This window comes from Janibacter sp. CX7 (assembly GCF_024362365.1).
Classification (GTDB): domain Bacteria; phylum Actinomycetota; class Actinomycetes; order Actinomycetales; family Dermatophilaceae; genus Janibacter.
Window position 1 is genome coordinate 559,223 of sequence record NZ_CP101464.1, and the last position, 26,101, is coordinate 585,323.

Here is a 26,101-nt window from a genome sequence, read left to right on the forward strand (position 1 = left end):
GATGACTGACACCATCGAGACCGCCGTCGAGGCCCCGCGCCTCAAGGGCAAGTACGCCGATCAGGTCGTCCCCGCGCTGCAGGAGCAGTTCGGCTACGACAACGCGATGCAGGTTCCCCGCGTCGTCAAGGTCGTCGTCAACATGGGCGTCGGCGACGCCGCCAAGGACAGCAAGCTGATCGAGGGCGCGATCCGCGACCTGACCGCCATCACCGGTCAGAAGCCGCAGGTCACCAAGGCCCGCAAGTCCATCGCGCAGTTCAAGCTGCGCGAGGGCATGCCGATCGGCTGCCACGTCACGCTGCGCGGTGCGCGCATGTGGGAGTTCCTCGACCGCCTCACGGCGATCGCGCTGCCCCGTATCCGTGACTTCCGTGGCCTGAACCCGAAGCAGTTCGACGGCAACGGCAACTACACCTTCGGTCTGACCGAGCAGTCGATGTTCCACGAGATCGACCAGGACAAGATCGATCGCGTCCGCGGCATGGACATCACCGTGGTCACGACCGCGACGAACGACGACGAGGGCCGCGCGCTGCTCAAGCAGCTGGGCTTCCCCTTCAAGGAGAACTGACATGGCGAAGACCGCCCTGATCAACAAGGCGAACAAGAAGCCGAAGTTCAAGGTCCGCGGCTACACGCGGTGCCAGCGCTGCGGCCGGCCGCACTCGGTCTACCGCAAGTTCGGCCTGTGCCGTGTGTGCCTTCGCGAGATGGCACACCGCGGCGAGCTCCCCGGTGTGACCAAGTCCAGCTGGTGACCCACCCTGGGTCCGACACCTGTCGGGCCCACCGCGACCCAGGTCGCACCACAACCCACGAACCGTTCTACATCGAAGGTCGCTCCGGGCTCCGGAGGGAAACCGCGATGAGAGAGGGCAGGCAGAGCCCATGACCATGACCGACCCGATTGCGGACATGCTGACCCGCGTCCGGAACGCCAACTCGGCGCACCACGACGTCGTCTCCATGCCGTACTCCAAGCTCAAGTCGCACATCGCGGAGATCCTCCAGGCGGAGGGTTTCATCGCGGGGTGGGAGGTCGAGGAGGCGACCGTCGGCAAGACGCTGACGATCAACCTCAAGTACGGCCCCAACCGTGAGCGCTCCATCGCGGGCGTGCGCCGGGTGTCCAAGCCCGGTCTGCGCGTCTACGCGAAGTCCACCAACCTGCCGAAGGTGCTCGGCGGCCTGGGCGTGGCGATCATCTCCACGTCCTCCGGCCTCCTCACCGACAAGCAGGCCGCAACCAAGGGTGTGGGCGGGGAAGTCCTCGCCTACGTCTGGTAAGGGGAAGCAGACATGTCGCGTATCGGACGACTCCCGGTCGCCATCCCCAGCGGTGTCGACATCGCCATCGAGGGCCAGACCGTCAAGGTCAAGGGCCCCAAGGGCGAGCTGCAGGTCATCGTGACCGAGCCGATCACGGTCGAGAAGACCGAGGCCGGCGTCGAGGTCAAGCGTCCCGACGACGAGCGCGAGTCGCGCTCGCTCCACGGCCTGACCCGCAGCCTCATCAACAACATGGTCGTCGGTGTCACCGAGGGCTACGAGAAGAAGCTCGAGATCCACGGCACCGGTTACCGCGTGCAGAACAAGGGCGGTTCGCTCGAGTTCGCGCTCGGCTACAGCCACCCGATCACCATCGAGGCCCCCGAGGGGATCAGCTTCAACGTCGAGAACCCCACGCGCTTCAGCGTCCAGGGCATCGACAAGCAGCTCGTCGGCGAGACCGCTGCCAACATCCGCAAGCTCCGCCGCCCCGACCCGTACAAGGGCAAGGGTGTCCGGTACGAGGGCGAGCAGATCCGTCGCAAGGTCGGAAAGGCTGGTAAGTAACCCATGGCCAAGATCGTCAAGCGTGCCAAGGGCAAGAGCGCCGCTCGCGGGCGTCGCCACCTTCGCCTGCGCAAGAAGGTCACCGGCACCGCGGCCCGTCCGCGGCTGGTGGTCACCCGCAGCAGCCGCCACGTCTTCGTCCAGGTCGTCGACGACACGATCGGCAAGACCGTCGCGTCCGCGTCGACCATGGAGGCCGACGTGCGTGCGCTCGAGGCCGACAAGACCGAGCGGGCCAAGAAGGTCGGGGAGCTCGTTGCCGAGCGCGCCAAGTCCGCTGGTGTCGAGGCCGTCGTCTTCGACCGCGGTGGCAACCGCTACCACGGTCGCGTCGCCGCGATCGCGGACGGCGCCCGCGAAGGGGGTCTGACGCTGTGATGCAGACCCAGAACGTCGAGAAGAGGAACATCTGATGCCCGGACCCCAGCGTCGAGGCGCCGGTGCCGCAGGCACCAACGAGCGCTCCAACAACGACCGTCGTGACAACCGCGGCGGTGGCCGTGACCGTCGTGACGGTGGCCGTGACCGCACCGAGAGCCAGTTCCTCGAGCGCGTCGTGACCATCAACCGCGTGGCCAAGGTCGTCAAGGGCGGTCGCCGCTTCAGCTTCACCGCCCTGGTCGTCGTCGGTGACGGCGACGGCACCGTCGGTGTCGGCTACGGCAAGGCCAAGGAGGTCCCGGCCGCGATCGCCAAGGGTGTCGAGGAGGCGAAGAAGAACTTCTTCACCGTCCCGCGCATCCAGGGCACGATCCCGCACCCCATCCAGGGTGAGGCCGCGGCCGGCGTCGTCATGCTCCGCCCCGCCAGCCCCGGTACCGGTGTCATCGCCGGTGGCCCGGTGCGTGCGGTGCTCGAGTGCGCCGGCATCCACGACGTGCTGTCCAAGAGCCTCGGCTCGGACAACGCGATCAACATCGTCCACGCGACCGTCGAGGCCCTGCGCGGCCTCGAGCGTCCCGAGGCCGTCGCGGCTCGCCGCGGTCTGCCCCTGGACGAGGTCGCCCCGGCAGCCATGCTGCGCGCCCAGGCCGCTGGTCGCGCCGAGGCCGCCGAGAAGGCAAAGGCGGGTGCGTGATGGCACAGCTCAAGGTGACCCAGACCCGTTCGGAGATCGGTGGCAAGCAGAACCAGCGCGACACGCTGCGCAGCCTCGGTCTGAAGCGCATCGGCGACGTCGTCGTCAAGGAGGACCGCCCGGAGATCCGTGGCATGGTCCAGACGGTTCGCCACCTGGTGACCGTCGAGGAGGTTGACTGATCATGGCTGACTCCAAGGCCAACCCGACCCCGGAGCAGGGCACGCACGCTCTCAAGGTGCACCACCTGCGTCCGGCCCCCGGGGCCAAGACCGCCAAGACCCGCGTGGGTCGCGGTGAGGGCTCGAAGGGCAAGACCGCCGGCCGCGGTACCAAGGGCACCAAGGCCCGGTACCAGGTGCCGGAGCGCTTCGAGGGTGGTCAGACGCCGCTGCACATGCGTCTGCCCAAGCTCCGTGGCTTCAAGAACCCCTTCAAGACCGAGTACCAGGTCGTCAACCTCGACCGCATCTCCGCGCTCTTCCCCGAGGGTGGCAGCGTGGGCGTCGAGGAGCTCGTGGCGAAGGGTGCCGTCCGCGACGGTCACCTCGTCAAGGTGCTCGGCTCCGGCGAGATCACGGTGAAGGTCGACCTCACGGTCGACGCCTTCTCCGCGAGCGCCAAGGAGAAGATCGAGGCGGCCGGCGGCAGCATCACTGCTCGCTGACCCCTTTCGGTCCATCTGCATCGAGGCCGTCCCGGCTCACCGGGACGGCCTCGACGCGTCTCCCGGCCCCCTTCGTCGAAGGGGGATGCGGGTCACGTCGCGACCTCGCAGTCGCGGCAGGTATCGTCTGACAGGTTGCTCACCGTCGGTGGGCCCTGCCCGCAGCCCACATCTGCATCCCGGCACCGTCCTGGAGGAACCCACGTGCTCTCCGTCTTCACCCGGGCGTTCAAGACGCCCGACCTGCGGCGCAAGCTGCTCTTCACGCTGGGCATCATCGTGCTCTTCCGCCTCGGGTCGCACGTGCCGACGCCCAACGTCAACTACACGGCGGTGCAGGACTGCATCGCGGGGGCCCGGCAGGACGCCGGCAACAACTTCCTCGGGATGGCCAACCTCTTCAGCGGTGGGGCGCTGCTCCAGCTGTCGATCTTCGCGCTCGGGATCATGCCGTACATCACCGCGAGCATCATCGTGCAGCTGCTCACGGTCGTCATCCCTCGCTTCGAGGCGCTGAAGAAGGAGGGGCAGCAGGGTCAGGCGAAGATGACGCAGTACACGCGCTACCTGACGATCGCCCTGGCCATCCTCCAGTCGGCCACCTTCATCACCTTCGCGCGCAACCCCGCGAGCCTGTTCAACAACGCCGAGTGCGGGCCGATCCTCTACCGCGACTCGATGTTCTCGATCATCCTCATGGTCCTGACGATGACGGCCGGCACCGGTCTGATCATGTGGCTCGGCGAGCTCGTCACGGACAAGGGCGTCGGCAACGGCATGTCGCTGCTGATCTTCACGTCGATCACCGCGACCTTCCCCAGCTCGCTGTGGGCGATCCAGCAGCGCGACGGCCGCTGGGACCTCTTCTTCCTCGTCATCGCGATCGGCCTGGTCATCATCGCCGCGGTCGTCTTCGTCGAGCAGAGCCAACGCCGCATCCCGGTCCAGTACGCCAAGAAGATGGTCGGCCGGCAGATGTACGGCGGCACCTCGACCTACATCCCGATCAAGGTCAACATGGCCAACGTCATCCCGGTGATCTTCGCGAGCTCGATGCTTGCGCTGCCGCAGATGATCGCGCAGTTCCAGACCGACCCGCAGGGTGACAACCCCGGCTGGGTCGACTGGATCAACACCTATCTCGTGCGGGGTGACCATCCCATCTACATGGCGGTCTTCACCGCGATGATCCTCTTCTTCACCTTCTTCTACGTGTCGATCACGTTCAACCCCACCGAGGTTGCCGACAACATGAAGAAGTACGGAGGCTTCATCCCAGGTATCCGGGCCGGGCGACCCACGGCCGAGTACCTCCAGTACGTGCTCACCCGCATTACCGTGCCGGGCGCCATCTACCTCGCTCTCGTCTCGTTGATCCCGCTCATCGCACTCGTGCTCGTCGGGGCCAACCAGAACTTCCCCTTCGGCGGTACCTCTATCCTCATCATGGTCGGGGTCGGTCTGGAGACGGTGAAGCAGATCGAGTCCCAGCTCCAGCAACGCCACTACGAAGGATTCCTCCGCTGATGCGTCTGATCATTTTGGGTCCCCCCGGTGCCGGCAAGGGCACCCAGGCCGGCCGGATCGCCGAGCACTACGGCATCCCCGCGATCTCCACGGGTGACATCTTCCGCGCCAACATCAAGAACGAGACCGAGCTCGGTCTCCAGGTGAAGGAGATCCTCGCCTCCGGTGGTTACGTCTCCGACGACATCACCAACGCGATCGTCGAGGACCGCCTCGCGCAGGACGACGCCGCTCCGGGCTTCCTCCTCGACGGCTACCCGCGCACGACCGCGCAGGTGACCGCCCTCGACGCGATGCTCGCCAAGGGCGACCACGCGATCGACAAGGTGCTCGAGCTCGTCGTCGACGACGAGGTCGTCGTCGCGCGCCTGCTCAAGCGGGCCGAGCTCGAGGGTCGCGTCGACGACACCGAGGAGGTCATCCGCGAGCGGATGGCCATCTACCACCGTGAGACCAAGCCGCTGTCCGACGCCTACGCCGAGCGCAACCTGCTCGTCACCGTCGACGGTGAGGGCGAGGTCGACGAGGTCGCCGAGCGCATCGTCGCGGCCCTGGGCGCCTGAGTCTTGTCCCTCTTCGGCCGTGAGCGGATCCGCCCGCGCACCCCGGACCAGCTCCGGGCGATGCGCGTGGCGGGTCTGCTCACCGGTCGCACCCTCGAGATGCTGCGCGGCGAGGTCCGCGCCGGCGTCACGACCGGGCAGCTCGACGCCCTCGCGGAGGACTTCATCCGCAGCGGCGGGGGAGTGTCCAACTTCCAGCTCGTCCCCGGCTACGTCAACACGCTGTGCACCTCGGTCAACGACGAGATCGTGCACGGCATCCCGGGCGACCGGGTGCTGCGTGACGGCGACCTGCTGAGCATCGACTGCGGCGCCGAGGTCGACGGGTGGAACGGCGACTCCGCCATCACCCTCGTCGTCGGGGGCGATGCCGCAGGTGACCCGGCCGCCGTGCGGCTCAACGAGGTCACCCGACGCTCCCTCTGGGCCGGGCTCGCCGCCCTTCGCCCCGGAGGGGACCTCAACGACATCGGCGGCGCGGTCGAGGACTCGATCACCGACGACGCGCGCGCCGACGGCGTCGACTACGGCATCGTGCAGGACTACACCGGTCACGCCATCGGTGAGCACATGCACCTGCCGCCCAATGTGCCCAACTACCGCGAGCCCGGCCGTCAGCCGCGCACGCCGGTCGGCACGACCCTGGCCATCGAGCCGATGGTCACCCTCGGCGACCAGGCCAACCACGTGCTGCCCGACGAGTGGACCGTCGTCACCGACGACGGCTCCGTCGCCAGCCACTGGGAGCACACCGTCGCGCTCACCGAGCGCGGCCTGTGGGTGCTCACCGCCCTCGACGGTGGCGAGGCAGAGCTCACCGCGCTGGGCGCTCCCTTCGGTCCGCTGGACTGATCTCGGACACCCTTCGAGACGCTTGCAGAGCAAGCTCCTCAGGGAGCGTGGGGTGTGGCCCACGCGACGCTGGACACCCCCTTCGCACCGTGGTGACGGTCGGTAGGGTGCGAAGTCAGTCATGTCCGACGCCGTGACGCCGCGGCCGGGTCGATGAGGAGCTTTCGAGGATGACCCTTCCCCCTGCACGTGACGACGTCATGGGCCTGGCCGAGGGCTTCGCCCCGGTGGGCCCGGACGCGTGGGCGGACCTGGCCGCCGCCGTCGTCAACAAGTCCCGTCCCGACGACCGCAAGGTCGACGGCGCCGGCGCCCGCGAGGCCCTGACCAGCCACCTGCCCGGCGGCATCGACATCGACCCGATCTACTGGCCGCAGCCGGGCACCGCCCTCGGCGTGCCGGGCGCGATGCCCTTCACCCGTGGCCGTGGCCCCCGCAACCCCGACCTGCCGTGGGACGTACGCCAGCTGCACGACGACCCCGACGCGGCCGCGAGCCGCAAGGCGGTCCTCGACGACCTCGAGCACGGCGTGAGCTCGGTGTGGCTGCACGTCGGCGCCGACGGCATCGCCGCCGGTGACGTCGCCGAGGTCCTCACCGACGTCATGGCCGACCTCGCCCCGGTCGTCGTCAGCTCGACCGACGACCAGAGCGCCGCCGCGGCCGCGCTCGTCGCCGCCTGGGAGGCGAAGGGGGTCGACCCCACCGCCGTGAGCGGCAGCCTCGGTCACGACCCCATCGGTCAGGTCGCCACGGTCGGCGGCACGCCCGACCTCGCGCCGCTCGTCGAGGCCGTCGCCACCTGCCGCGACCGCTTCGCCGGGGTGCGCGCCATCACCGTCGACACCCGGGTCCACCACGACGCCGGTGCCGACGCGCAGGACGAGATCGCCCTCGCCCTGGCGACCGCCCTCGACTACGTGCGCCACCTCGCCGAGGCGGGCGTCGAGCCGGCCGAGGCCTTCCGTCGCATCGACTTCCGCGTCGCAGCGACCGCCGACCAGTTCGCGACGATCGCCAAGCTGCGCGCCCTGCGACGCACCTGGGCCCGCGTGGGCGAGGTCCTCGAGGTGCCCGAGGCCGACCGGGGCGCCTGGATCCACGCCGTCACCTCGTGGCGCATGCAGACGCGCACCGACCCGTGGGTCAACCTGCTGCGCGACACGATCGCCTGCTTCGCAGCCGCCGCCGGTGGCGCCGACGCGATCACCGTGCTGCCCTACGACCACGCGCTCGGCCTGCCGACCGCCTTCTCCCGCAGGGTCGCCCGCAACACGCAGTCGCTGCTGTCGTCGGAGTCCAATGTCGCGCGGGTCGCCGACCCGGCCGGCGGCTCCGCCTACGTCGAGGCCCTCACCGACGAGCTCGCCCGCGCTGCCTGGACCTGGTTCGGTCAGCTCGACGCCGCCGGCGGTGCCGCCGCCGCGCTCGCCGCGGGCGCCGTCGCCGAGCGCCTCGCCGCCACCCGCGCCGAGCGGGACGAGGCCCTGGCCACCCGGGCGATGCCGATCACCGGCACCTCGACCTTCCCGCTCGCGGGGGAGACCCTGCTGACCCGCACGCCGCGCACCGAGCCGACCGGCGGCCTGCCGCGTCGCCGCGACAGCGAGGTCTTCGAGGCGCTGCGCGAGCGCACCGCCGCCGGCGACGTCAGCGTGCCGGTCCTCGCCCTCGGCCCGGCCAAGGAGCACACCGCCCGCCTGACCTTCGTCACCAACCTCCTCGGCGTCGCGGGCATCCGCCCCGAGGTCGTCGAGGTCGGTGAGGGTAGCGACCCGGGCGCCGTGGCGAGCGCCGCGCAGGGCGCGCCCGTCGCGATCCTCGCCTCCTCCGCCCGCGGCTACGAGGCACATGCCGAGGCGGGCGTCGCCTCCCTTCGCGATGCCGGTGTGCAGCGCATCCTCGTCGCCGGCAAGGCCACCGAGGTCGGCGACACCACCGTCGACGGCGAGGTCCGCGACGGCATCAACATCGTGGACTTCCTCGCAGAACTTCTTGATCTCCTCGACACCCTCGGCGCCCCGGGCGCCACGCAGGCAGGAGCAGACGCATGAGCGCGCAGATCCCCACCTTCGACACCGTCGACCTCGGCGACGGAGTCCCGTCCGCCGACGCCGCCGAGCGCTGGCAGGAGGCCCTCGACGCCACCCCCGGTGCGGCCGACGGCTGGGAGACCCCGGAGAAGATCGAGGTCGCCCCGGTCTACACCGAGGCCGACACCGCCGACCTCGACTTCCTCGAGACCGCCCCCGGCGCCGCCCCCTTCCTCCGCGGTCCCTACCCGACGATGTACGTCAACCAGCCGTGGACGATCCGGCAGTACGCCGGCTTCTCGACGGCCGAGGAGTCCAACGCCTTCTACCGGCGCAACCTCGCCGCGGGGCAGAAGGGCCTGTCCGTCGCCTTCGACCTGGCGACCCACCGCGGCTACGACAGCGACCACCCGCGGGTCGAGGGAGACGTCGGCATGGCCGGTGTCGCCATCGACTCGATCTACGACATGCGCACGCTCTTCGACGGCATCCCGCTGGACCGGATGAGCGTGTCGATGACGATGAACGGCGCGGTCCTGCCGATCCTCGCCCTCTACGTCGTCGCGGCCGAGGAGCAGGGGGTGAGCCCGGAGCAGCTGAGCGGCACCATCCAGAACGACATCCTCAAGGAGTTCATGGTCCGCAACACCTACATCTACCCGCCGGCTCCCTCGATGCGGATCATCTCCGACATCTTCGCCTTCACCAGCCAGCGGATGCCGCGCTTCAACTCCATCTCGATCTCCGGCTACCACATGCAGGAGGCCGGGGCGACGCAGGACCTCGAGCTCGGCTACACCCTCGCCGACGGCATCGAGTACATCCGCGCCGGCCGCGAGGCGGGCCTGGACGTCGACGCCTTCGCGCCGCGGCTGTCCTTCTTCTGGGCCATCGGCATGAACTTCTACATGGAGGTGGCCAAGCTGCGCGCGGCCCGCCTGCTGTGGGCGCGCCTGGTCAAGGAGAACTTCGAGCCGAAGAGCGCCAAGTCGCTCTCGCTGCGCACCCACTCGCAGACCTCCGGCTGGAGCCTGACGGCGCAGGACGTCTACAACAACGTCGTGCGCACGTGCGTCGAGGCGATGGCCTCGACGCAGGGCCACACGCAGAGCCTGCACACCAATGCGCTCGACGAGGCGATCGCGCTGCCGACGGACTTCTCCGCCCGCATCGCGCGCAACACCCAGCTGGTCCTCCAGCAGGAGTCGGGCACGACCCGCGTCATCGACCCGTGGGGCGGCAGCGCCTACGTCGAGCGCCTGACGCACGACCTCGCGCAGCGTGCCTGGGCCCACATCGAGGAGGTCGAGGCGGCCGGCGGCATGGCCAAGGCGATCGAGGCCGGCATCCCCAAGATGCGCATCGAGGAGGCGGCCGCCCGCACCCAGGCGCGCATCGACTCCGGCCAGCAGCCGGTCATCGGCGTCAACACCTATCCGGTCACCGAGAGCACCGCCGACGAGGCCATCGAGATCCTCAAGGTCGACAACGCCGCGGTCCGCGCCTCCCAGATCGCCAAGCTCGAGCGCCTGCGGTCGGAGCGTGACGAAGGGGAGACCCGCGCGGCTCTCGCAGCGCTCACCGAGGCGGCCAAGGCCGACGGCGGCACGATGGAGACCAACCTCCTCGCGCTGGCCATCGACGCGGCCCGCGCCAAGGCCACCGTCGGCGAGATCTCCGCGGCGCTCGAGGAGGTCTACGGCCGCTACACCGCGCAGATCCGTACGATCTCCGGTGTGTACCGGGACGAGGCTGGCAAGGGCGGCGCCGTGGACGAGGTCCTGGCCAAGGTCGAGGACTTCGAGCAGGAGGAGGGGCGTCGCCCCCGCATCCTCGTCGCCAAGATGGGCCAGGACGGTCACGACCGCGGGCAGAAGGTCATCGCGACGGCCTTCGCCGACCTCGGCTTCGACGTCGACGTGGGCCCGCTCTTCCAGACCCCCGGCGAGGTGGCCCGTCAGGCCGTCGAGGGCGACGTGCACGTCGTCGGGGTGTCGTCGCTGGCCGCTGGTCACCTGACCCTCGTGCCGGCGCTGCGCCAGGAGCTCGACGCGCTCGGGCGCCAGGACCTGATGATCGTCGTCGGTGGTGTCATCCCCGACCAGGACTTCGACGAGCTGCGTGCCGCCGGGGCCGACGACATCTACCCGCCCGGCACGGTCATCGCCGAGGCGGCCGGCCGACTCGTCGACCGCCTGCGGGAGCAGGCCGCCGGCACCGATGCCTGAGTCGGTCGCCGACCTCGCCCGGGGGGTGCGGGAGCGCTCGCGCGCCCACATCGCCCGGGCGATCACGCTCGTCGAGTCCTCGCGCCCGGACCACCGGGAGCGGGCTCGCGAGCTGCTCGCGCTCATCGCCCCCGACACCGGGCAGGGCATGCGCGTGGGCATCTCCGGCATCCCCGGTGCCGGCAAGTCGACCTTCATCGACGCCCTCGGCACCCGCCTCATCGAGCGCGGGCACCGGGTCGCCGTCGTCGCCGTCGACCCGAGCAGCTCGCGCACCGGTGGGTCGGTCCTCGGTGACCGCACCCGGATGGCGCAGCTGACGGCGAGCGAGGACGCCTTCGTCCGGCCTTCGCCGTCGGGGGCGCACCTGGGCGGTGTCGCCCGCGCGACCCGTGAGGGGATGCTCGTCCTCGAGGCCGCTGGATATGACGTCGTGCTCGTCGAGACCGTCGGCGTCGGTCAGTCGGAGGTCGCTGTCGCCGAGATGGTCGACACCTTCCTCCTGCTCGCCCTCGCCCGTGGCGGCGACCAGCTGCAGGGCATCAAGCGGGGCATCCTCGAGATGGCCGACGTCATCGCGGTCAACAAGGCCGACGGCGAGCACGCCGGCGACGCCCGGGTCGCTGCTCGCGAGCTCTCGGGCGCGATGCGGCTGATGAACTCCGACCCCGACGCCCGCCGCCCCCCGGTGCTCACGTGCAGCGCGCAGACCGGCGACGGGCTCGACGACGTGTGGGCCGCGGTGCTCGAGCACCGCGAGTGGCTCGAGGCGCAGGGATCGCTGCACGCCCGTCGGGCCGAGCAGCAGCGCGAGTGGATGTGGGCGATGGTCGACTCCGAGCTGCGGGACGCCGTGCGGCGCTCGCCGCGGGTGCGCGAGCTGCTCGCCGAGATCACCCCGGGCGTGCGCACCGGAGAGGTGAGCGCCGTCGACGGCGCCGCCCGGATCATCGCGTCCTTCGCCGAGGACCTCGCCGCACGACCTTAGGGAAATGCGGCCTACCTGGGCGCGGGGACGGCGCGGTCGGGGGAGAGGGCCGGGCGGCCGAAGCCCCGGGGCGCGATGCCCGAGCGCCGGGCCAGCCACAGCAGGATCGCCGTCATGACGAAGGTGGCGACGACCCCGAGCCCGCCCGAGGCGGCGGTGCTCGTCGTGTCCTCGGTGACGTAGGCGGTGTCGAGCCCACCGAGCAGGGTCAGGCCGACGATGATGACGAGGTTGTTGACCACGTGCAGCACGATGGCGGCCTCGAGGCCGCCGGTGCGCCAGGTGAGGTAGCAGCAGGCGACGGCCATGCCGCCGAGGTCGAGCAGCACCCACGGGTCGAGCGAGGTGTGCGCCAGCGCGAAGATCACCGCCGACAGGACGGTCGTCACCACGAGCGCGACGACCGGGCGGCGGATCCACGCGCCGACGCCCTGCATGAGCCCGCCGCGGAAGGCGACCTCCTCGCCGGCGGACTGCAGCGGCGTCGTGAGCAGGGTGATGACGAGCAGCCAGGGCCAGTGCTCGGGCCGCTCGGTGGGCTCCTCGCCCGAGAGCACCCACGTCGCCGCGAGATAGCCACCCCAGACGACGAGGGTGACGAGCGAGGCGGTGCCGAGCCAGCGCCACCGGATGCGACCGGTCACCGACCACACCTTGCCCATGGGCCGCCAGTGGCCGACGCGGGTGGCGACGAGCGTCGCGGGGATGAGCGCGGCGAGCGTGAGGTTGCTGATGAGCATCGTCAGCGGGTCCGAGGGGTCGATCTCGGTGGCGCTCGAGGCCTCGAGGAGCGAGGGGTCGGCGATGAACCATCCGATGCTCAGCACCGTCGCGAGCACGAGCCACGTCCCCACCCCTGCGGTCAGGGCGAGCAGGGGTCGCCACCAGCGGTGGCCGGCTGTGCGCATCTGGTGGACATAGCTGCGCGGCTCGTCGTCGGGCAGCGCCCGCATCGACGGTCCGGACGCGACCGGCGCCCTGCGGCCGGCGGCCCGCTGCCGGGCCGCGGCGACGAGGTCGAGGGCGAGCGGGTGGACCCCGTCGGCCGTGGCGAGGGGGAAGTCGGTGAGGGTGGCGAAGGGGGACCCGCCCGCGCTCACGACCGCCGGCTCGCCGCCGCGGTGGGCCTGCGGGTACCAGACGGTGCCGGGGGCGTCGACGTAGTCGCGGCCGGGGCGGGCGGCGCCCCGGTGTGCCGGCAGGTCGACCGGCGCCGTGCCGGTGATCGCGGCGAAGCGGCTGCCGGGGGAGGGGGCCAGGTGACCCCCTTCGCCCGCACGCAGTGGACCGACGACCGGGACGCCGAGCTGCAGGGCCCAGCCGGTCGTCGCGTCGTGGGTCGTCGCCGGGGCGGAGGCCGGCGGGGCGAGGAGCCACACGGCGTCGACGTCGGGGGTGATCGTGGCCCCCGCCGGCAGCCACCGCACCTGCGCGTCGGGGGCGAGGGCGGTCACCGCCCGCGAGACGAAGGGGGCGTCCGGCCAGTCCGCGGAGCCGACGAGTGCGATGGTCAGGCCGGTCATGCAGCGAGCCTACGTGGGGGGTGCGATTTCCCTCCGAGTGGGCCGGTGCCCTACTCTTGACTGTCGGTCACGTGTGTCATGCCTTCCCGTCTCCGGGGAGGTCATCTCGCGCGTGCCACACGCGGTGGCCTCCATCCAGGAGGCGACCACCAACGGATTGAGAGGGTATGGCCAAGAAGGACGGTGTCATCGAGGTCGAGGGCACGATCGTCGAAGCGCTCCCGAACGCAATGTTCCGGGTCGAGCTGACCAACGGTCACAAGGTTCTCGCCCACATCTCGGGCAAGATGCGGCAGCACTACATCCGAATCCTCCCCGAGGACAAGGTTGTCGTCGAGCTCAGCCCGTACGACCTGACCCGCGGCCGGATCGTCTTCCGTTACCGCTGACCGAGGCGGTCGTCGACACGGCGACCGACGAGGGACGCAACTCCCGCACGACCCGGCATCCACCACCCGTGGGTCGGGACAGATCGATGAAAGATGCGAGACGGCAATGAAGGTTCAGCCGAGCGTCAAGAAGATCTGCGACAAGTGCAAGGTGATCCGCCGTAACGGTCGGGTCATGGTGATCTGCGACAACCTGCGCCACAAGCAGCGCCAGGGCTGATCGCGGCCACCACGGCCCGCACGGCGGGGACCTTGGCTCATCGCCACAGATCCTCGAGCAACGCCAACTGAAGAACGACGCACCACCCGGCCCCTCTCCCTTCGCGGAGCAGGACGTCACCCCCGGCTCGGAGGCCGGGGACCGAGCGGCCCGCCACCATCGGCGGGACCCACCGCCGGACCGGTGGTGCACCAGACCTCCGAGAGAACGAGAAGGAAGCCAGCACATGGCACGACTTGTTGGAGTCGACCTGCCGCGCGAGAAGCGCGCCGAGGTCGCCCTGACCTACATCTTCGGTGTGGGACGCACGACCGCACAGAAGGCCCTCGCCGAGACCGGCGTCGACCCGAGCACCCGCGTGAAGGACCTGAACGACGACCAGCTCGTCGCCCTCCGTGACTACCTCGAGGCCAACGTCCAGCTCGAGGGTGACCTCCGCCGGGAGGTGGCCGCCGACATCCGCCGCAAGGTCGAGATCGGCACCTACGAGGGCCTGCGGCACCGCCGCGGTCTCCCGGTCCGCGGTCAGCGCACCAAGACCAACGCCCGGACCCGCAAGGGCCCGAAGCGCACCGTCGCAGGCAAGAAGAAGGCCTGACACACCACGTGTCGCCGCAGCCGGCTCCGGCCGCGCGGTGATCACCACACACCGAAGAGCTTCGTAGGAGAAACATGCCCCCCAAGACCCGCTCCGGCGCCAAGGTGCGCCGCAAGGTCAAGAAGAACGTGGCCGTGGGCCAGGCCCACATCAAGAGCACGTTCAACAACACCATCATCTCGATCACCGACCCCACCGGTGCCGTGATCTCGTGGGCCTCTGCCGGCCAGGTCGGCTTCAAGGGCTCGCGCAAGTCCACCCCGTACGCCGCCCAGATGGCTGCCGAGGCCGCTGCACGCCGCGCCATGGAGCACGGCATGAAGAAGGTCGACGTCTTCGTCAAGGGCCCGGGCTCCGGTCGTGAGACCGCGATCCGCTCCCTGACCGCCGCCGGCCTCGAGGTCGGCGCGATCCAGGACGTCACGCCCAGCCCGCACAACGGTGTCCGCCCGCCCAAGCGCCGTCGCGTCTGAGCAGCAGAGATACGGGAGACAGATAAGACATGGCTCGTTACACCGGCCCCATCACCAAGAAGTCGCGTCGACTCAAGCTCGACCTCGTCGGCGGCGACAAGAACTTCGAGCTCCGTCCCTTCCCGCCCGGCCAGCACGGCCGTCGGCGGATCCAGGAGAAGGAGTACCTCACCCAGCTGCAGGAGAAGCAGCGCGCCCGCTTCACCTACGGCGTCATGGAGAAGCAGTTCGTCCGGTACTACAAGGAGGCGGCCAACCGCCCCGGCCAGACCGGTCACAACCTGCTGACCATCCTCGAGTCGCGCCTCGACAACGTCATCTACCGCGCGGGCCTGGCCCGCACGCGTCGTCAGGCTCGCCAGCTCGTCACGCACGGCCACTTCGAGGTCAACGGTGTCCGCACCGACGTCCCGAGCCAGCGCGTCGAGCAGTACGACATCATCACGATCCGCAAGCAGTCGGTGGAGGCCTTCCCCTTCCAGCTCGCGCGTGAGACCTTCGGCGAGCGTCCGGTCCCGGCGTGGCTCCACGTCGTCCCGGGCAGCCTGAAGATCCTCGTGCACCAGCTGCCGACCCGCGAGCAGATCGACACCCAGCTCACCGAGCAGCTGATCGTCGAGCTCTACTCGAAGAACTGATCACCGTCGCTCCTGCTCCCTTCGCCTCGTGCGAAGGGAGCAGGAGCCTCACGGTTGGTGCACGGACAGAGGCGCACCAACCGCCGGCCACCAGACCGGCACCTTCACGAGGCGTCATATAGCGGTCGCCCGTGGGAAGGAAACAGACGTGCTCATCGCACAGCGCCCCAACCTCAGCGAAGAGGTCATCGCCGACAACCGCTCGCGGTTCGTCATCGAGCCCCTCGAGCCCGGCTTCGGCTACACCATCGGCAACTCGCTGCGTCGCACCCTGCTCTCGAGCATCCCGGGTGCCTCCCTCACCTCGATCCGGATCGACGGCGTGCTCCACGAGTTCTCCACGGTCCCTGGGGTCAAGGAGGACGTCACCGAGATCATCCTCAACATCAAGTCCCTCGTCGTCTCCTCGGAGAACGACGAGCCGGTCGTGATGTACCTGCGCAAGTCGGGCGCCGGCGCGGTCACCGCTGCCGACATCAACCCCCCGGCCGGTGTCGAGGTCCACAACCCGGACCTGCACATCGCGACGCTCAACGACAAGGGCTCCCTCGAGATGGAGCTGACCGTCGAGCGCGGCCGCGGCTACGTCTCCGCGCAGCAGAACAAGACCGGTGACCAGGAGATCGGCCGCATCCCGGTCGACTCGATCTACTCGCCGGTCCTCGCCGTGACCTACAAGGTCGAGGCGACCCGTGTCGAGCAGCGCACCGACTTCGACAAGCTGGTCGTCGACGTCGAGACGAAGAACTCGATCTCCCCGCGGGACGCGCTGGCCTCCGCCGGCAAGACCCTCGTCGAGCTCTTCGGCCTGGCCCGTGAGCTCAACGTCGAGGCCGAGGGCATCGACATGGGCCCCTCGCCGACCGACGCCGCGATCGCCGCCGACCTGGCCCTGCCGATCGAGGACCTGGACCTGACCGTCCGCTCCTACAACTGCCTCAAGCGCGAGGGCATCCACAGCGTGGGTGAGCTCGTGGGCCGCAGCGAGGCCGACCTGCTCGACATCCGCAACTTCGGTGCGAAGTCGATCGACGAGGTCAAGGCCAAGCTGCACGAGATGGGCTTGGCCCTCAAGGACAGCCCTCCCGGCTTCGACCCGACGACCATCCCCGGTTACGGCGAGGACGACTACGACGAGTCCGGCGACGAGGACGCCTCGTTCGCCGAGGACGAGCAGCTCTGACCCACCGCTTCCCGACCTCACCGCTGACGCGGTAGGTCAGAACTTCCAAGGAGAACACCATGCCCACCCCCACCAAGGGTCCCCGTATCGGTGGCGGCCCGGCTCACGAGCGGCTCATCCTCGCGAACCTCGCCACCGCGCTCTTCGAGCACGACCAGATCACGACGACGCAGGCCAAGGCCAAGCGTCTGCGTCCGCTGGCCGAGCGTCTGATCACCTTCGCCAAGCGCGGTGACCTGCACGCCCGCCGCAAGGTCATGACGACCGTCCAGGACAAGAGCGTCGTCCACCGCCTCTTCGTCGAGATCGCGCCCGACATGGCCGAGCGCGAGGGTGGCTACACCCGCATCACGAAGATCGCCCCCCGCAAGGGTGACAACGCCCCGATGTGCGTCATCGAGCTCGTCCGCGAGCCCGTCAACGCCAAGCCGAAGCGCGCCGTCGTCGCCGAGGCCGAGGCCGCCACGAAGCGCTCCGCCCAGGACGAGGCCGCCGAGGCCGAGGCCCCGGTCGAGACCACCGAGGCTGCCGCCGAGGAGACCGCCGCTCCGGCCGCCGTCGCCGACCTGCCCGAGGGTGCCGCCGCGCCCCTCGAGGACGGCGCCGCGCCGAGCGACGACTACACGGTCAAGGGCAACCTCGACTCGATGAAGTACCACGTCGCCGGCTCGCAGTGGTACGACCAGACGGTCGCCGAGGTCTGGTTCAAGACCGCTGACGAGGCCAAGGCCGCGGGCTTCGAGCCCGCCGGTGGCGAGGCCAAGCAGCAGGAGTCCGACGAGGCCTGAGCCTGACGGCCGACTGCATGCGAAGGGAGCGCCGCTCACCCCACGGGGTGGGCGGCGCTCCCTTGGTCTTGGCTCGGCGGTGACGTCGGAGGCGTCGCCTACGCTGGCCCGCATGCGGCTGCGACTCGACCTCGCCTACGACGGCACGGACTTCCACGGCTGGGCCGCGCAGCCGGGGCTGCGGACGGTCGAGGAGGAGCTGTCGCGCGGGGTGACGACCGTCCTGCGCCTGCCCGAGCCGGCGCGGCTGACCGTCGCCGGTCGCACCGACGCCGGCGTCCACGCTGCCGGTCAGGTCGTGCACGTCGACGTCGAGCCGGCGGAGCTCGAGCGGGCGCGGGGCCACTCCGACCGGCCCGCGGAGGAGGCCCTGGCCACCCGGCTGCGGGGAGTGCTCCCACCCGATGTCGTCGTCCACCGCGTCACCCGGGCTGCTGAGGGCTTCGACGCGCGCTTCTCCGCGACGAGCCGGCGCTACCGCTATCTCGTCGGTGACGACCCGGCACGGGTGGACCCCCTTCGTCGTCGTGAGGTGGTCTCGCTCCGCACGCCGCTCGACGTCGACGCGATGAACGCCGCCACGCAGCGCCTGCTGGGCCTGCGGGACTTCGCGGCATTCTGCAAGAAGCGGGAGGGGGCGACGACCACCCGCACCCTGCTGCGCTACGCCTGGACCCGCCGTGACGACGGGCTGCTCGAGGCCACGGTCGTGGCCGATGCCTTCTGCCACTCGATGGTGCGCGCCCTCATCGGGGCCCTCGTGCCGGTGGGTGCCGGTCAACGAGACGTCGACTTCCCCGCCGAGGTGCTCACGGCCGGGGCCCGCGACCCTCGGGTCAAGGTCATGCCGGCGCACGGGCTGTGCCTCGTCGAGGTGACCTATCCGGCGGACGACGCGCTCGGGGCGCGAGCCGTCGAGGCCCGCGCCCGTCGCGACTGAGTCAGTCGAGCCGCTCGGCGCGGCCGGGTGGCAGGGGCCACCAGCGCCAGCCGAGGGTGCCGACGACGTGGTCGGCGCCGACGAACTTCGCGTCGCAGCGACCCGTGGCCCGGCCGCGGCACCCGGCGACGGAGTCGTCGCTGTTGGCGCGGTTGTCGCCGAGGACGAGGTAGGAGCCCTCGGGGACCGTGACGTCGGGGAAGCAGCGGGCGGCGGTGCCCCCTTCGCACCCTCCGGCGAAGGGGAGGTCGCGCCGCACGTAGGGCTCGTCGAGGGGCTCGCCGTCGACGAGGACGCGGCCCTGGTCGTCGCAGCAGGAGATCGTCTCGCCCGGCAGGCCGATGACGCGCTTGACCGTGTGCGCGGTGTGGCTCGGCCCGGCGCCGAGGAGGTCGCCGCCGTAGCGGATGACGTCCTTGACCGGGTTGGGCTCGTCGATGCCGTCCGACGCCCACGTCTCGCCGTGGCCGAAGACGACGACGTCGCCGCGCTCGAGGTGCTCGCCGTCGACCCCGACGATCTGCGCCATGACCCGGTCGCCGGTCATGAGGGTCGGCTCCATCGACGCCGACGGGATGACGAAGGGGCGCACGAGTGTGTGCGTGACGACGGCGACGACCGCGAAGGCGATGACCAGGCGCAGCAGCACGCCCCACAGCCAGTGCCGCTCGGTGCCCGTCCCGTCTCCGCCCACGCCGTCAGCCTAGGCCGGTCAGCGGGGCAGGGGGGTGAGGGCGACGACGGCGCTCACCCGACGAGCGCCCGGTGTGCCGGCGCCGCGTCGCCGGTAGCGGTCGAGCACCGCGCCCAGCTCGGCCCGCAGCGCCGCGAGCTGGGTCTCGTCGACGAGCACCTCGCGGTCGTCGAGGCCGCACTCCTCCTGCCACACCAGCGGCCACGACACCTGCGCGTCGACCCACCCGTGCATGCGCTGCGTGTGGTGGTCGACGAGGTCGTGGGCGAGCCACAGGGCGTCGGCCAGGTCGTCGGCGTCGTCGATCGTGCTCACGGCCACCGAGGTGTCGACGGCGCGCTCCTCGTCCTCCTCGGCGGCGGCCCACACCCGGGAGCGGCCGTCGCCCAGGCCGGTGTCCTCGAGCAGCCCCGCCTCGGCGAGCACCCGCGAGTGATAGCTCGTCGCACCGGTGTTGGTCCCGAGCGCGCGGGCGAGCTCGGCCGCGGTCGCGGCGCCGTGCAGCCGCAGGTGGGCGAGGATGCGCGAGCGCAGCGGGTGCGCGAGCAGTCGCCAGGCATCGGTCGAAGGGGAGTCGCTCACCTGCCCAGAATCGCACAAGTTTTGTGCAATCTCCGGTCCCGGGCTGCCGGGGGAGGCCGCTGGAGGTGGGAGATCCTTGATCTACCAAGGGTTTTGCGGCCGGTGTGCGGATTTCTGCCGCGGGTGCGGTGTCCGTAGAATTGAACCCAGCGGCGCCCCGTCCTCGCGACGTGCGGCGCCTCCCCTTCGCCCCCGCAGGGGCAAGCGAACGACGAGCAGAAGGCATCATCATGCGCACGTACACCCCCAAGGGCGGTGAGATCACCCGTCAGTGGCACGTCATCGACGCCACCGACGTCGTGCTCGGCCGTCTGGCGAGCCAGGCCGCGACGCTGCTGCGCGGCAAGCACAAGACGACCTTCGCCCCCCACGTGGACACCGGCGACTTCGTCATCATCATCAACGCCGACAAGATCGCGCTGACCGGCGCCAAGGCCGAGCAGAAGCGCGCCTACCGTCACTCGGGTCACCCGGGCGGTCTGTCCTCGATGAACTACACCGAGATGCTGGAGAAGCACCCGACGCGCGCCGTCGAGAAGGCCGTGCGCGGCATGCTGCCCCGCAACAGCCTCGGCCGCCAGCAGCTGAGCAAGCTCAAGGTCTACGCCGGTGCCGAGCACCCGCACGCCGCTCAGCAGCCCACCCCCTACACGATCTCCCAGGTCGCGCAGTAAGCGCCGCCCACAAGGAACTGAGGAACCACTGTGGCTGACACCACCGACAACACCGAGGTGCTCGAGGGCGACGAGCCCGAGCTGAGCTCCTACACCTCCGAGTCCGAGGGCCCCGTCGGCACCGACGAGCCCGTGCGCCGCCCCTCCGCGTCGGCCCCCGGCTCGGCCACCGGCCGCCGCAAGCAGGCCATCGCCCGCGTCCGGATCGTCCCGGGCACCGGCGAGTGGAAGGTCAACGGGCGTGCGCTCGAGGACTACTTCCCGAACAAGGTCCACCAGCAGATCGTCAACGAGCCGCTCGTCGCGCTCGAGCTCGACGGCGCCTACGACGTGCTCGTGCGCGTCCACGGCGGTGGCCCCTCCGGCCAGGCCGGTGCCGTCCGTCTCGGCGTCGCCCGCTCGCTCAACGGCGTCGACCCCGAGCTCAACCGCGCCACCCTCAAGAAGGCCGGCTACCTCACCCGTGACGCCCGCGTCCCGGAGCGCAAGAAGGCCGGTCTCAAGAAGGCCCGCAAGGCGCCGCAGTACAGCAAGCGCTGATCCACGGATCGACGCTGGTCTTCGAGACCACGAAGGGCGGTGCTCACCTCACGGTGGGCACCGCCCTTCGTCATACCCGCTCCGGTCGTCGAGGTGCGAGGAACGAGCCTCGAGACGCCCCGGCTAGACCGTCAGCGGTCGCCCGGCGCGCATCTCCGCCACGAGCGAGCGGGTGACCTCGACGAGGTCGCCGCCGTGGGCGTCGGCCGCGGCCAGCTGGCGCTGGTAGCTCGCGCCGCAGCGGATGATCTCCTCGACGCCGGCGAGCTCGGCCTCGCAGCCCAGGCGGCGGGCGATCGGGGAGAGCCGCTCGAGCAGGTCGTGCAGCTCGTCGGTGACGAGCCGCTCGCGGTTGCGCGAGTCGAGGATGATGATCGCGTCCATGCCGTAGCGCGCGGTGCGCCACTTGTTCTCCTGCACGTGCCACGGCGGCAGCGTCGGGATCGTGCCGCCGTCGGTGAGCCGGTCGTCGAGGTGGACGAGCAGACACTGCGTCAGGGCGGTGAGGGCCGCGATCTCGTGCAGGGTCGGCACCCCGTCGCACACCCGCACCTCGAGCGTGCCCAGGTGCGGGGCCGGGCGCAGGTCCCAGCGCACCTCCTTGAGCTCGTCGATGACGCCGGTGACGAGCAGGTCGTCGACATAGCGCTCGTACTCGGCCCAGGTGTCGAACTGGAAGGGCAGCCCGGCCGTCGGCAGCTGCTGGAAGAGCAGCGCGCGGTTGCTCGCGTAGTCGGTCGGCACCCCGCCCCACCAGGGGGAGGAGGCGGACAGCGCCTGCAGGTGCGGGGCATAGGTGAGCATGCCGCCGAGCAGCGGCAGGACCTTGTCGCGGTGGGTGACGCCGACGTGGGTGTGCACGCCGTAGATGACCATCTGCCGGCCCCACCAGCGGGTGCGGTCGATGAGCGTGGCATAGCGCTCCCCTTCGCTCACCTGCTGCGACTCCCAGCGGGCGAAGGGGTGGGTGCCGGCGCTGATGAGCTCCAGCCCGAGCCCGTCGGTCACCCCGCGCAACCTCGCGAGGCTGTCGGAGAGGTCGGCGACGACCTCGGGGACGTCGTGGCAGATGCCGGTGACGAGCTCGACGGTGTTGGTGAGCAGCTCGCGGTGCACCTTGGGCGCGAGGCCGTCCTCGGCGGCGAGCGGCTCGACGACGCTGTCGGCGAGCGGGACGAGGTCGAGGGTCTCCCGGTCGACGAGGGCGATCTCCCACTCGACCCCGAGGGTGGGGCCGTCTGACGGGGTGAACTCGATCATGAGGGCCTCTCGACGTCGCACCTACGGTCTCCCAGCCTAACCAGCGGGTATCGTCGCACGAGCCCGTCTCTCGTGTGTCATGCGACGGGCCCCCCACGGAAGGTTCAGCACGCACATGTCCCGACTCTTCGGCACCGACGGTGTTCGCGGCCTCGCCAACGGCGAGGTCATCACCGCAGACCTCGCCCTCTCGCTCGCCCAGGCCGCCGCCCGCGTCCTGCGTGACCCCGAGGGCCTGCAGGGCCACCGCCCCGTGGCGGTCGTCGGCCGCGACCCGCGCGCCTCGGGCGAGTTCCTCTCCGCCGCGGTCGTCGCCGGGCTCGCGAGCAGCGGCATCGACGTCCTCGACGCGGGTGTGGTGCCGACGCCGGCCGTCGCCTTCCTCACCGCCGAGGTGCACGCCGACTTCGGCGTCATGCTCTCGGCATCGCACAACGCCATGCCGGACAACGGCATCAAGTTCTTCGCGAAGGGGGGCCACAAGCTCCCCGACGCCGTCGAGGACGCCATCGAGGCGGCTCTCGACGACACCCCCGACCGGCCCACCGGCATCGACGTCGGTCGGGTCACCCCGATGGAGGACGCCGGCGCCCGCTACGTGCGGCACCTGCTCGACGCGGTCGAGCAGCGCCTCGACGGCCTGACGATCGTCCTCGACTGCGCCCACGGCGCGGCGAGCCAGGTCTCGCCCGAGGCCTTCCGCCTCGCCGGCGCCGAGGTGCACGTCATCGGTGCCCGCCCCGACGGGCTCAACATCAACGACGGCGTCGGCTCGACGCACATCGAGGGCCTGCGCGCCGCGGTCGTCGAGCACGACGCCGACCTCGGCATCGCGCACGACGGCGACGCCGACCGTTGCCTGGCCGTCGACGCCACGGGCAACGAGGTGGACGGCGACCAGATCATGGCGATCCTCGCGCTGGCGCTCAAGGAGCACGGCGAGCTCGCGCAGGACACCCTCGTCGCGACGGTCATGAGCAACCTCGGTCTCATCCGGGCGATGGAGGCCGCCGGCATCCACGTCGTGCAGGCCGGCGTCGGCGATCGCTACGTCCTCGAGGAGATGCGCAAGGGCGGCTACTCCCTCGGTGGCGAGCAGTCCGGCCACGTCATCCTCCAGGAGCACGCGACGACCGGAGACGGGGTCCTCACCGGCCTCATGCTCGCGGCGCGGGTCGCCGAGACCGGCCGCTCGATGGCCGAGCTCGCCGGTGCGATGACCCGGATGCCGCAGGTGCTCATCAACGTCAAGGGCGTCGACAAGCACCGCGTCGACGGCGACGAGGGCGTGCGGGCCGCGGTCGCCGAGACCGAGGCCGCGCTCGCCGACGAGGGCCGCGTCCTGCTGCGCAAGTCCGGCACCGAGCCGGTCGTGCGCGTCATGGTCGAGGCCGCCACCCACGAGCGGGCCCAGGAGTCCGCCGAGCGCCTGTCCGTCGTCGTCAAGGAGCGCCTGGCCCTCTGACGCCGCCCCCTAACTCCGCAAAACCCTAGGGTCCTGCAGGTCCAACCCTGCAAAACCCGAGGGTTTTGCAGGGTCAGACGGCGGGGGAGTCGAAGAAGGTCCGGCGGGTCAGGGCCCGGCCGGTCTCGTCGAGCACCCAGAAGTCGGCGAAGCCGACGCTCGCGGCGCTGCCGTCCTTGAGCGTGCCGACGAAGCGACCGTGGACGGCGACGCGACGCCCCTGCGTGACGACCTCGTCGAGCTCGTGCCGGCCGTCGGCGATGACCCGCTCGCCGGCGTAGAAGTCGGTCAGGGTCGCGTGCCCGACCATCGGCGGGTAGCCCGGCCGGTGGTAGACGGCCTCCGCCGCGAAGCACCCCACGACACCGGGCACGTCACCCGCGTCGACGAGTGCGTAGTAGCGCCGCACCGCCTCCTGCGGGTCGCGCGGCACCTCGGTGCCCGGCTCCGTGCCCGCGCCGCCGATCATCGCGGCACCGTGCGCCCGAGCGCGGCGTCCGCACGGCGCAGCGCGGCCTCGAGGGGCGTGATGCCCTCCGCCTCGGCGGTCTCGAGCAGGCCGGTGACCCGCTCGCCGATCCGGTCGATCGCGGCGAGCGTCTCGTGGTCGGACCAGCCGGCGACACCGCCGTGGACCTGGATGACGCCGCCGGCGTTGGCGACGAAGTCGGGGACGAAGGTGATGCCCGCCGCCTGCAGCGCCTCGGCGCAGTCGGGGGTGTCGAGGGTGTCGTTGGCCGCGCCGGCGATGATGCGCGCGGGGATCCGGTCGATCGCCTCGCGGGTGACGACCCGGGCGATGGCGCACGGGGCGAAGACGTCGGCCTCGGCGAAGGGGGCATCCTGCGTCGGCACCGTGTCGCCGCCGAGCTCGGTGGCGAGGGCGCTCGCGCGGGCGGTGTCGATGTCGGCGACGGTGACGCGGGCGCCGTCACGGTGCGCGAGGCGGGCGACCTCCTCGCCGACGCTGCCGACGCCCTGGACGACGACGCGCAGACCGGACAGACCCCCTTCGCCGTGGTGGTGGACCGCCGCGGCCCGCATCGCCGCGTAGACGCCGCGGGCGGTGAAGGGGGAGGGGCTCACCTCGTCGCAGAAGGCGCGGGCGTGGCCGTCGTCGCGGATCGTCTGCATGTCCTCCAGCAGGGTGCCCATGTCGACGCCGGGCACGTAGAAGCCGGCGGTGCGGGCGATCATCTCGCCGAAGCGGGCGAAGAGCGCCCGGCGCTCGGGAGAGCCGGGGGCAGCGGGCTCGCCGTCGAGCACGACGACGGACTTGGCGCCGCCGTAGGGCAGCTCGGCGAGTGCGTGCTTGAGGGTCATTGCGGCGGCGAGGCGCTGGGCCTCGCGCGCGGCGGCCTCGGTCGAGGGATAGGCGCGGTAGCGCACCCCTCCGAAGCCGGGACCGAGGGTCGTGTCGTCGATCGCGATGACGGCACGCAGTCCGACGCGGTCGTCGTGGCAGGTGATCATCTGCTCGCTCGCCCAGGGTGCGGCGACGGCGTCAGACGTCGGGGTGGGTTCGGTGACGGTGGTCATGCGCCCATGGTGGCACTGCGGGAGTGACCGCCGTCACCGACCCCGGGTGTCCCGGCGGGGGGCCTCAGTAGTGCTGGCTGATCAGCCCGGTGTCGACGTCGTAGACGAAGCCGCCGACGGACGCGCGCTCGGCGATGAGGGGGTGCGAGCGGACGGCCGAGACGTCCTGACGCAGGGAGCCCAGCTGGTCGGTGACGACGTGGAAGCCCTGCCACGAGGCGTCCTGCCCGGCGGACTCTCCGACCTTCTGCCGCAGCTCGACCTCGGTCGAGCTGGTCATCGCGCACCGGGTGTGCGGGATGACGAGCACGCGGTTGACGTTGAGCAGGTGCACCCCGAGGACGAGGGCCTCGAGCGCGGCGGCCGTGACGCGGCCACCGGGGTTGCGGAAGATCTTCGCGTCGCCCGGCTTGAGCCCGAGCATGCCGAGCGGGTCGATGCGGCTGTCCATGCAGGTGACGATGGCAACGCCTGCCTTGGCGACGCCGTCGAAGCCGCCGAGGGTGAAGTCGTCGGCGAAGGCCTGGTTGGCGGCGATCAGATCGGCGAAGGGGGAGTCGCCGGCGGTCGTGGTGGGGTCGGTCATGGGTGCACCTTTCGTGGGGTCCCTTGCACAGTAGACCTGCGCGTGACCTCCCTTCGACGGCCGTCCGCGCGCTGTCGGTCACGTTGGCGACCGACCCCGGGTGGTCACGAATCAGCCCGTGGCCCAAGTCGTCGGCCCGCTTGCGTGACGCAGAGCGCAGCGGGGGTGTAGACACATGACTAGGAGGCAGCGTCGGGCGCCGGTCCACGCCGCCCCTGCGGACGAAAGGAACGA

Annotated in this window: 32 protein-coding genes; 25 read left to right on the forward strand and 7 right to left on the reverse strand. The window is 70.8% G+C overall.

What is annotated here, in order from left to right; genetic code table 11:
* Position 1: 1 nt before the first annotated feature.
* The 14 genes from rplE to meaB all read left to right on the forward strand — a co-directional run bounded on the left by rplE (position 2) and on the right by meaB (position 11,775).
* Complete coding sequence (rplE, locus tag NMQ01_RS02825; RefSeq protein ID WP_255185364.1) at positions 2-574, forward strand: 50S ribosomal protein L5; 573 nt, start codon at positions 2-4, stop codon at positions 572-574.
* Position 575: 1 nt separating this feature from the next.
* Positions 576-761 carry a type Z 30S ribosomal protein S14 gene (locus tag NMQ01_RS02830; protein WP_007924699.1) on the forward strand — a complete coding sequence of 62 codons (186 nt, stop codon included), beginning with the start codon at positions 576-578 and terminating at the stop codon, positions 759-761.
* 130 nt (positions 762-891) lie between these two features.
* Positions 892-1,290: a 30S ribosomal protein S8 gene (gene rpsH, locus NMQ01_RS02835; protein ID WP_255185365.1), complete on the forward strand. Its 399-nt coding sequence runs from the start codon at positions 892-894 to the stop codon at positions 1,288-1,290.
* Between the two features lie 12 nt (positions 1,291-1,302).
* Complete coding sequence (gene rplF, locus NMQ01_RS02840) at positions 1,303-1,839, forward strand: 50S ribosomal protein L6 (RefSeq protein WP_255185366.1); 537 nt, start codon at positions 1,303-1,305, stop codon at positions 1,837-1,839.
* A gap of 3 nt (positions 1,840-1,842) precedes the next feature.
* Entirely contained in the window at positions 1,843-2,217 is a 375-nt protein-coding gene (gene rplR, locus NMQ01_RS02845; RefSeq protein WP_303708048.1) for a 50S ribosomal protein L18, read from the forward strand.
* Positions 2,218-2,251: 34 nt separating this feature from the next.
* Positions 2,252-2,917: a 30S ribosomal protein S5 gene (gene rpsE, locus NMQ01_RS02850; protein WP_255185367.1), complete on the forward strand. Its 666-nt coding sequence runs from the start codon at positions 2,252-2,254 to the stop codon at positions 2,915-2,917.
* Complete coding sequence (rpmD, locus tag NMQ01_RS02855; RefSeq protein ID WP_072623779.1) at positions 2,917-3,099, forward strand: 50S ribosomal protein L30; 183 nt, start codon at positions 2,917-2,919, stop codon at positions 3,097-3,099. The genes rpsE and rpmD overlap by 1 nt, the downstream gene beginning before the upstream one ends.
* 2 nt (positions 3,100-3,101) lie before the next feature.
* Positions 3,102-3,584, forward strand: coding sequence for a 50S ribosomal protein L15 (rplO, locus tag NMQ01_RS02860; protein WP_255185368.1), 483 nt, complete (start codon positions 3,102-3,104; stop codon positions 3,582-3,584).
* A gap of 204 nt (positions 3,585-3,788) precedes the next feature.
* Positions 3,789-5,111 (forward strand): preprotein translocase subunit SecY, encoded by a 1,323-nt coding sequence (secY, locus tag NMQ01_RS02865; RefSeq protein WP_255185369.1) that lies wholly within the window; start codon positions 3,789-3,791, stop codon positions 5,109-5,111.
* On the forward strand, positions 5,111-5,674 hold the full coding sequence (locus NMQ01_RS02870; RefSeq protein ID WP_255185370.1) for an adenylate kinase: 564 nt from the start codon (positions 5,111-5,113) through the stop codon (positions 5,672-5,674). The genes secY and NMQ01_RS02870 overlap by 1 nt, the downstream gene beginning before the upstream one ends.
* Before the next feature lie 3 nt (positions 5,675-5,677).
* Positions 5,678-6,526 (forward strand): type I methionyl aminopeptidase, encoded by an 849-nt coding sequence (gene map / locus NMQ01_RS02875; protein WP_255185371.1) that lies wholly within the window; start codon positions 5,678-5,680, stop codon positions 6,524-6,526.
* 170 nt (positions 6,527-6,696) lie between these two features.
* A complete protein-coding gene (locus tag NMQ01_RS02880) occupies positions 6,697-8,580 on the forward strand; it encodes a methylmalonyl-CoA mutase family protein (RefSeq protein WP_255185372.1) in 1,884 nt (627 codons plus the stop codon).
* Entirely contained in the window at positions 8,577-10,787 is a 2,211-nt protein-coding gene (scpA, locus tag NMQ01_RS02885; RefSeq protein ID WP_255185373.1) for a methylmalonyl-CoA mutase, read from the forward strand. Before NMQ01_RS02880 ends, scpA begins: the two co-directional genes overlap by 4 nt.
* A complete protein-coding gene (gene meaB, locus NMQ01_RS02890; RefSeq protein ID WP_255185374.1) occupies positions 10,780-11,775 on the forward strand; it encodes a methylmalonyl Co-A mutase-associated GTPase MeaB in 996 nt (331 codons plus the stop codon). Before scpA ends, meaB begins: the two co-directional genes overlap by 8 nt.
* 11 nt (positions 11,776-11,786) lie before the next feature.
* Here the strand turns inward: meaB and NMQ01_RS02895 are convergent, their stop codons facing one another.
* Positions 11,787-13,298, reverse strand: a complete 1,512-nt coding sequence (locus NMQ01_RS02895; RefSeq protein WP_255185375.1) for a type II CAAX prenyl endopeptidase Rce1 family protein — start codon at positions 13,296-13,298, stop codon at positions 11,787-11,789.
* A 167-nt stretch (positions 13,299-13,465) separates the two neighbouring features.
* Here NMQ01_RS02895 and infA point away from each other — a divergent pair, with 167 nt between their 5' ends.
* The 8 genes from infA to truA all read left to right on the forward strand — a co-directional run bounded on the left by infA (position 13,466) and on the right by truA (position 18,527).
* Positions 13,466-13,687 carry a translation initiation factor IF-1 gene (gene infA / locus NMQ01_RS02900; RefSeq protein ID WP_007928045.1) on the forward strand — a complete coding sequence of 74 codons (222 nt, stop codon included), beginning with the start codon at positions 13,466-13,468 and terminating at the stop codon, positions 13,685-13,687.
* Positions 13,688-13,793: 106 nt separating this feature from the next.
* Positions 13,794-13,907, forward strand: coding sequence for a 50S ribosomal protein L36 (rpmJ, locus tag NMQ01_RS02905; RefSeq protein WP_007928044.1), 114 nt, complete (start codon positions 13,794-13,796; stop codon positions 13,905-13,907).
* A gap of 226 nt (positions 13,908-14,133) precedes the next feature.
* A complete protein-coding gene (gene rpsM, locus NMQ01_RS02910; protein WP_255185376.1) occupies positions 14,134-14,505 on the forward strand; it encodes a 30S ribosomal protein S13 in 372 nt (123 codons plus the stop codon).
* Positions 14,506-14,579: 74 nt separating this feature from the next.
* Positions 14,580-14,978, forward strand: a complete 399-nt coding sequence (rpsK, locus tag NMQ01_RS02915) for a 30S ribosomal protein S11 (RefSeq protein WP_007928041.1) — start codon at positions 14,580-14,582, stop codon at positions 14,976-14,978.
* Between the two features lie 29 nt (positions 14,979-15,007).
* Entirely contained in the window at positions 15,008-15,616 is a 609-nt protein-coding gene (gene rpsD, locus NMQ01_RS02920; RefSeq protein WP_255185377.1) for a 30S ribosomal protein S4, read from the forward strand.
* Positions 15,617-15,764: 148 nt separating this feature from the next.
* Positions 15,765-16,799, forward strand: coding sequence for a DNA-directed RNA polymerase subunit alpha (locus tag NMQ01_RS02925; protein WP_255185378.1), 1,035 nt, complete (start codon positions 15,765-15,767; stop codon positions 16,797-16,799).
* Positions 16,800-16,858: 59 nt separating this feature from the next.
* Positions 16,859-17,587, forward strand: coding sequence for a 50S ribosomal protein L17 (gene rplQ / locus NMQ01_RS02930; protein WP_255185379.1), 729 nt, complete (start codon positions 16,859-16,861; stop codon positions 17,585-17,587).
* Between the two features lie 112 nt (positions 17,588-17,699).
* On the forward strand, positions 17,700-18,527 hold the full coding sequence (gene truA, locus NMQ01_RS02935; protein WP_255185380.1) for a tRNA pseudouridine(38-40) synthase TruA: 828 nt from the start codon (positions 17,700-17,702) through the stop codon (positions 18,525-18,527).
* A 1-nt stretch (position 18,528) separates the two neighbouring features.
* Here the strand turns inward: truA and lepB are convergent, their stop codons facing one another.
* Both lepB and NMQ01_RS02945 read right to left on the reverse strand, forming a co-directional pair.
* Positions 18,529-19,221 (reverse strand): signal peptidase I, encoded by a 693-nt coding sequence (gene lepB / locus NMQ01_RS02940; protein ID WP_255185381.1) that lies wholly within the window; start codon positions 19,219-19,221, stop codon positions 18,529-18,531.
* Between the two features lie 18 nt (positions 19,222-19,239).
* Complete coding sequence (locus NMQ01_RS02945) at positions 19,240-19,803, reverse strand: helix-turn-helix domain-containing protein (protein ID WP_255185382.1); 564 nt, start codon at positions 19,801-19,803, stop codon at positions 19,240-19,242.
* A gap of 230 nt (positions 19,804-20,033) precedes the next feature.
* Here NMQ01_RS02945 and rplM point away from each other — a divergent pair, with 230 nt between their 5' ends.
* Positions 20,034-20,477 (forward strand): 50S ribosomal protein L13, encoded by a 444-nt coding sequence (rplM, locus tag NMQ01_RS02950; protein ID WP_255185383.1) that lies wholly within the window; start codon positions 20,034-20,036, stop codon positions 20,475-20,477.
* 30 nt (positions 20,478-20,507) lie between these two features.
* Positions 20,508-21,017, forward strand: coding sequence for a 30S ribosomal protein S9 (gene rpsI / locus NMQ01_RS02955; protein ID WP_255185384.1), 510 nt, complete (start codon positions 20,508-20,510; stop codon positions 21,015-21,017).
* A 123-nt stretch (positions 21,018-21,140) separates the two neighbouring features.
* Here rpsI and NMQ01_RS02960 read toward each other — a convergent pair whose 3' ends face one another.
* Positions 21,141-22,277 carry a glutamate--cysteine ligase gene (locus NMQ01_RS02960; RefSeq protein WP_255186311.1) on the reverse strand — a complete coding sequence of 379 codons (1,137 nt, stop codon included), beginning with the start codon at positions 22,275-22,277 and terminating at the stop codon, positions 21,141-21,143.
* Between the two features lie 115 nt (positions 22,278-22,392).
* Here NMQ01_RS02960 and glmM point away from each other — a divergent pair, with 115 nt between their 5' ends.
* Positions 22,393-23,742: a phosphoglucosamine mutase gene (gene glmM, locus NMQ01_RS02965; RefSeq protein WP_255185385.1), complete on the forward strand. Its 1,350-nt coding sequence runs from the start codon at positions 22,393-22,395 to the stop codon at positions 23,740-23,742.
* Between the two features lie 73 nt (positions 23,743-23,815).
* Here the strand turns inward: glmM and NMQ01_RS02970 are convergent, their stop codons facing one another.
* The 3 genes from NMQ01_RS02970 to NMQ01_RS02980 all read right to left on the reverse strand — a co-directional run bounded on the left by NMQ01_RS02970 (position 23,816) and on the right by NMQ01_RS02980 (position 25,867).
* Positions 23,816-24,211 (reverse strand): nuclear transport factor 2 family protein, encoded by a 396-nt coding sequence (locus NMQ01_RS02970; RefSeq protein ID WP_255185386.1) that lies wholly within the window; start codon positions 24,209-24,211, stop codon positions 23,816-23,818.
* Positions 24,208-25,281: a Glu/Leu/Phe/Val dehydrogenase dimerization domain-containing protein gene (locus tag NMQ01_RS02975; protein ID WP_255185387.1), complete on the reverse strand. Its 1,074-nt coding sequence runs from the start codon at positions 25,279-25,281 to the stop codon at positions 24,208-24,210. Before NMQ01_RS02975 ends, NMQ01_RS02970 begins: the two co-directional genes overlap by 4 nt.
* 64 nt (positions 25,282-25,345) lie before the next feature.
* A complete protein-coding gene (locus NMQ01_RS02980; RefSeq protein WP_255185388.1) occupies positions 25,346-25,867 on the reverse strand; it encodes a carbonic anhydrase in 522 nt (173 codons plus the stop codon).
* Positions 25,868-26,101 lie beyond the last annotated feature (234 nt).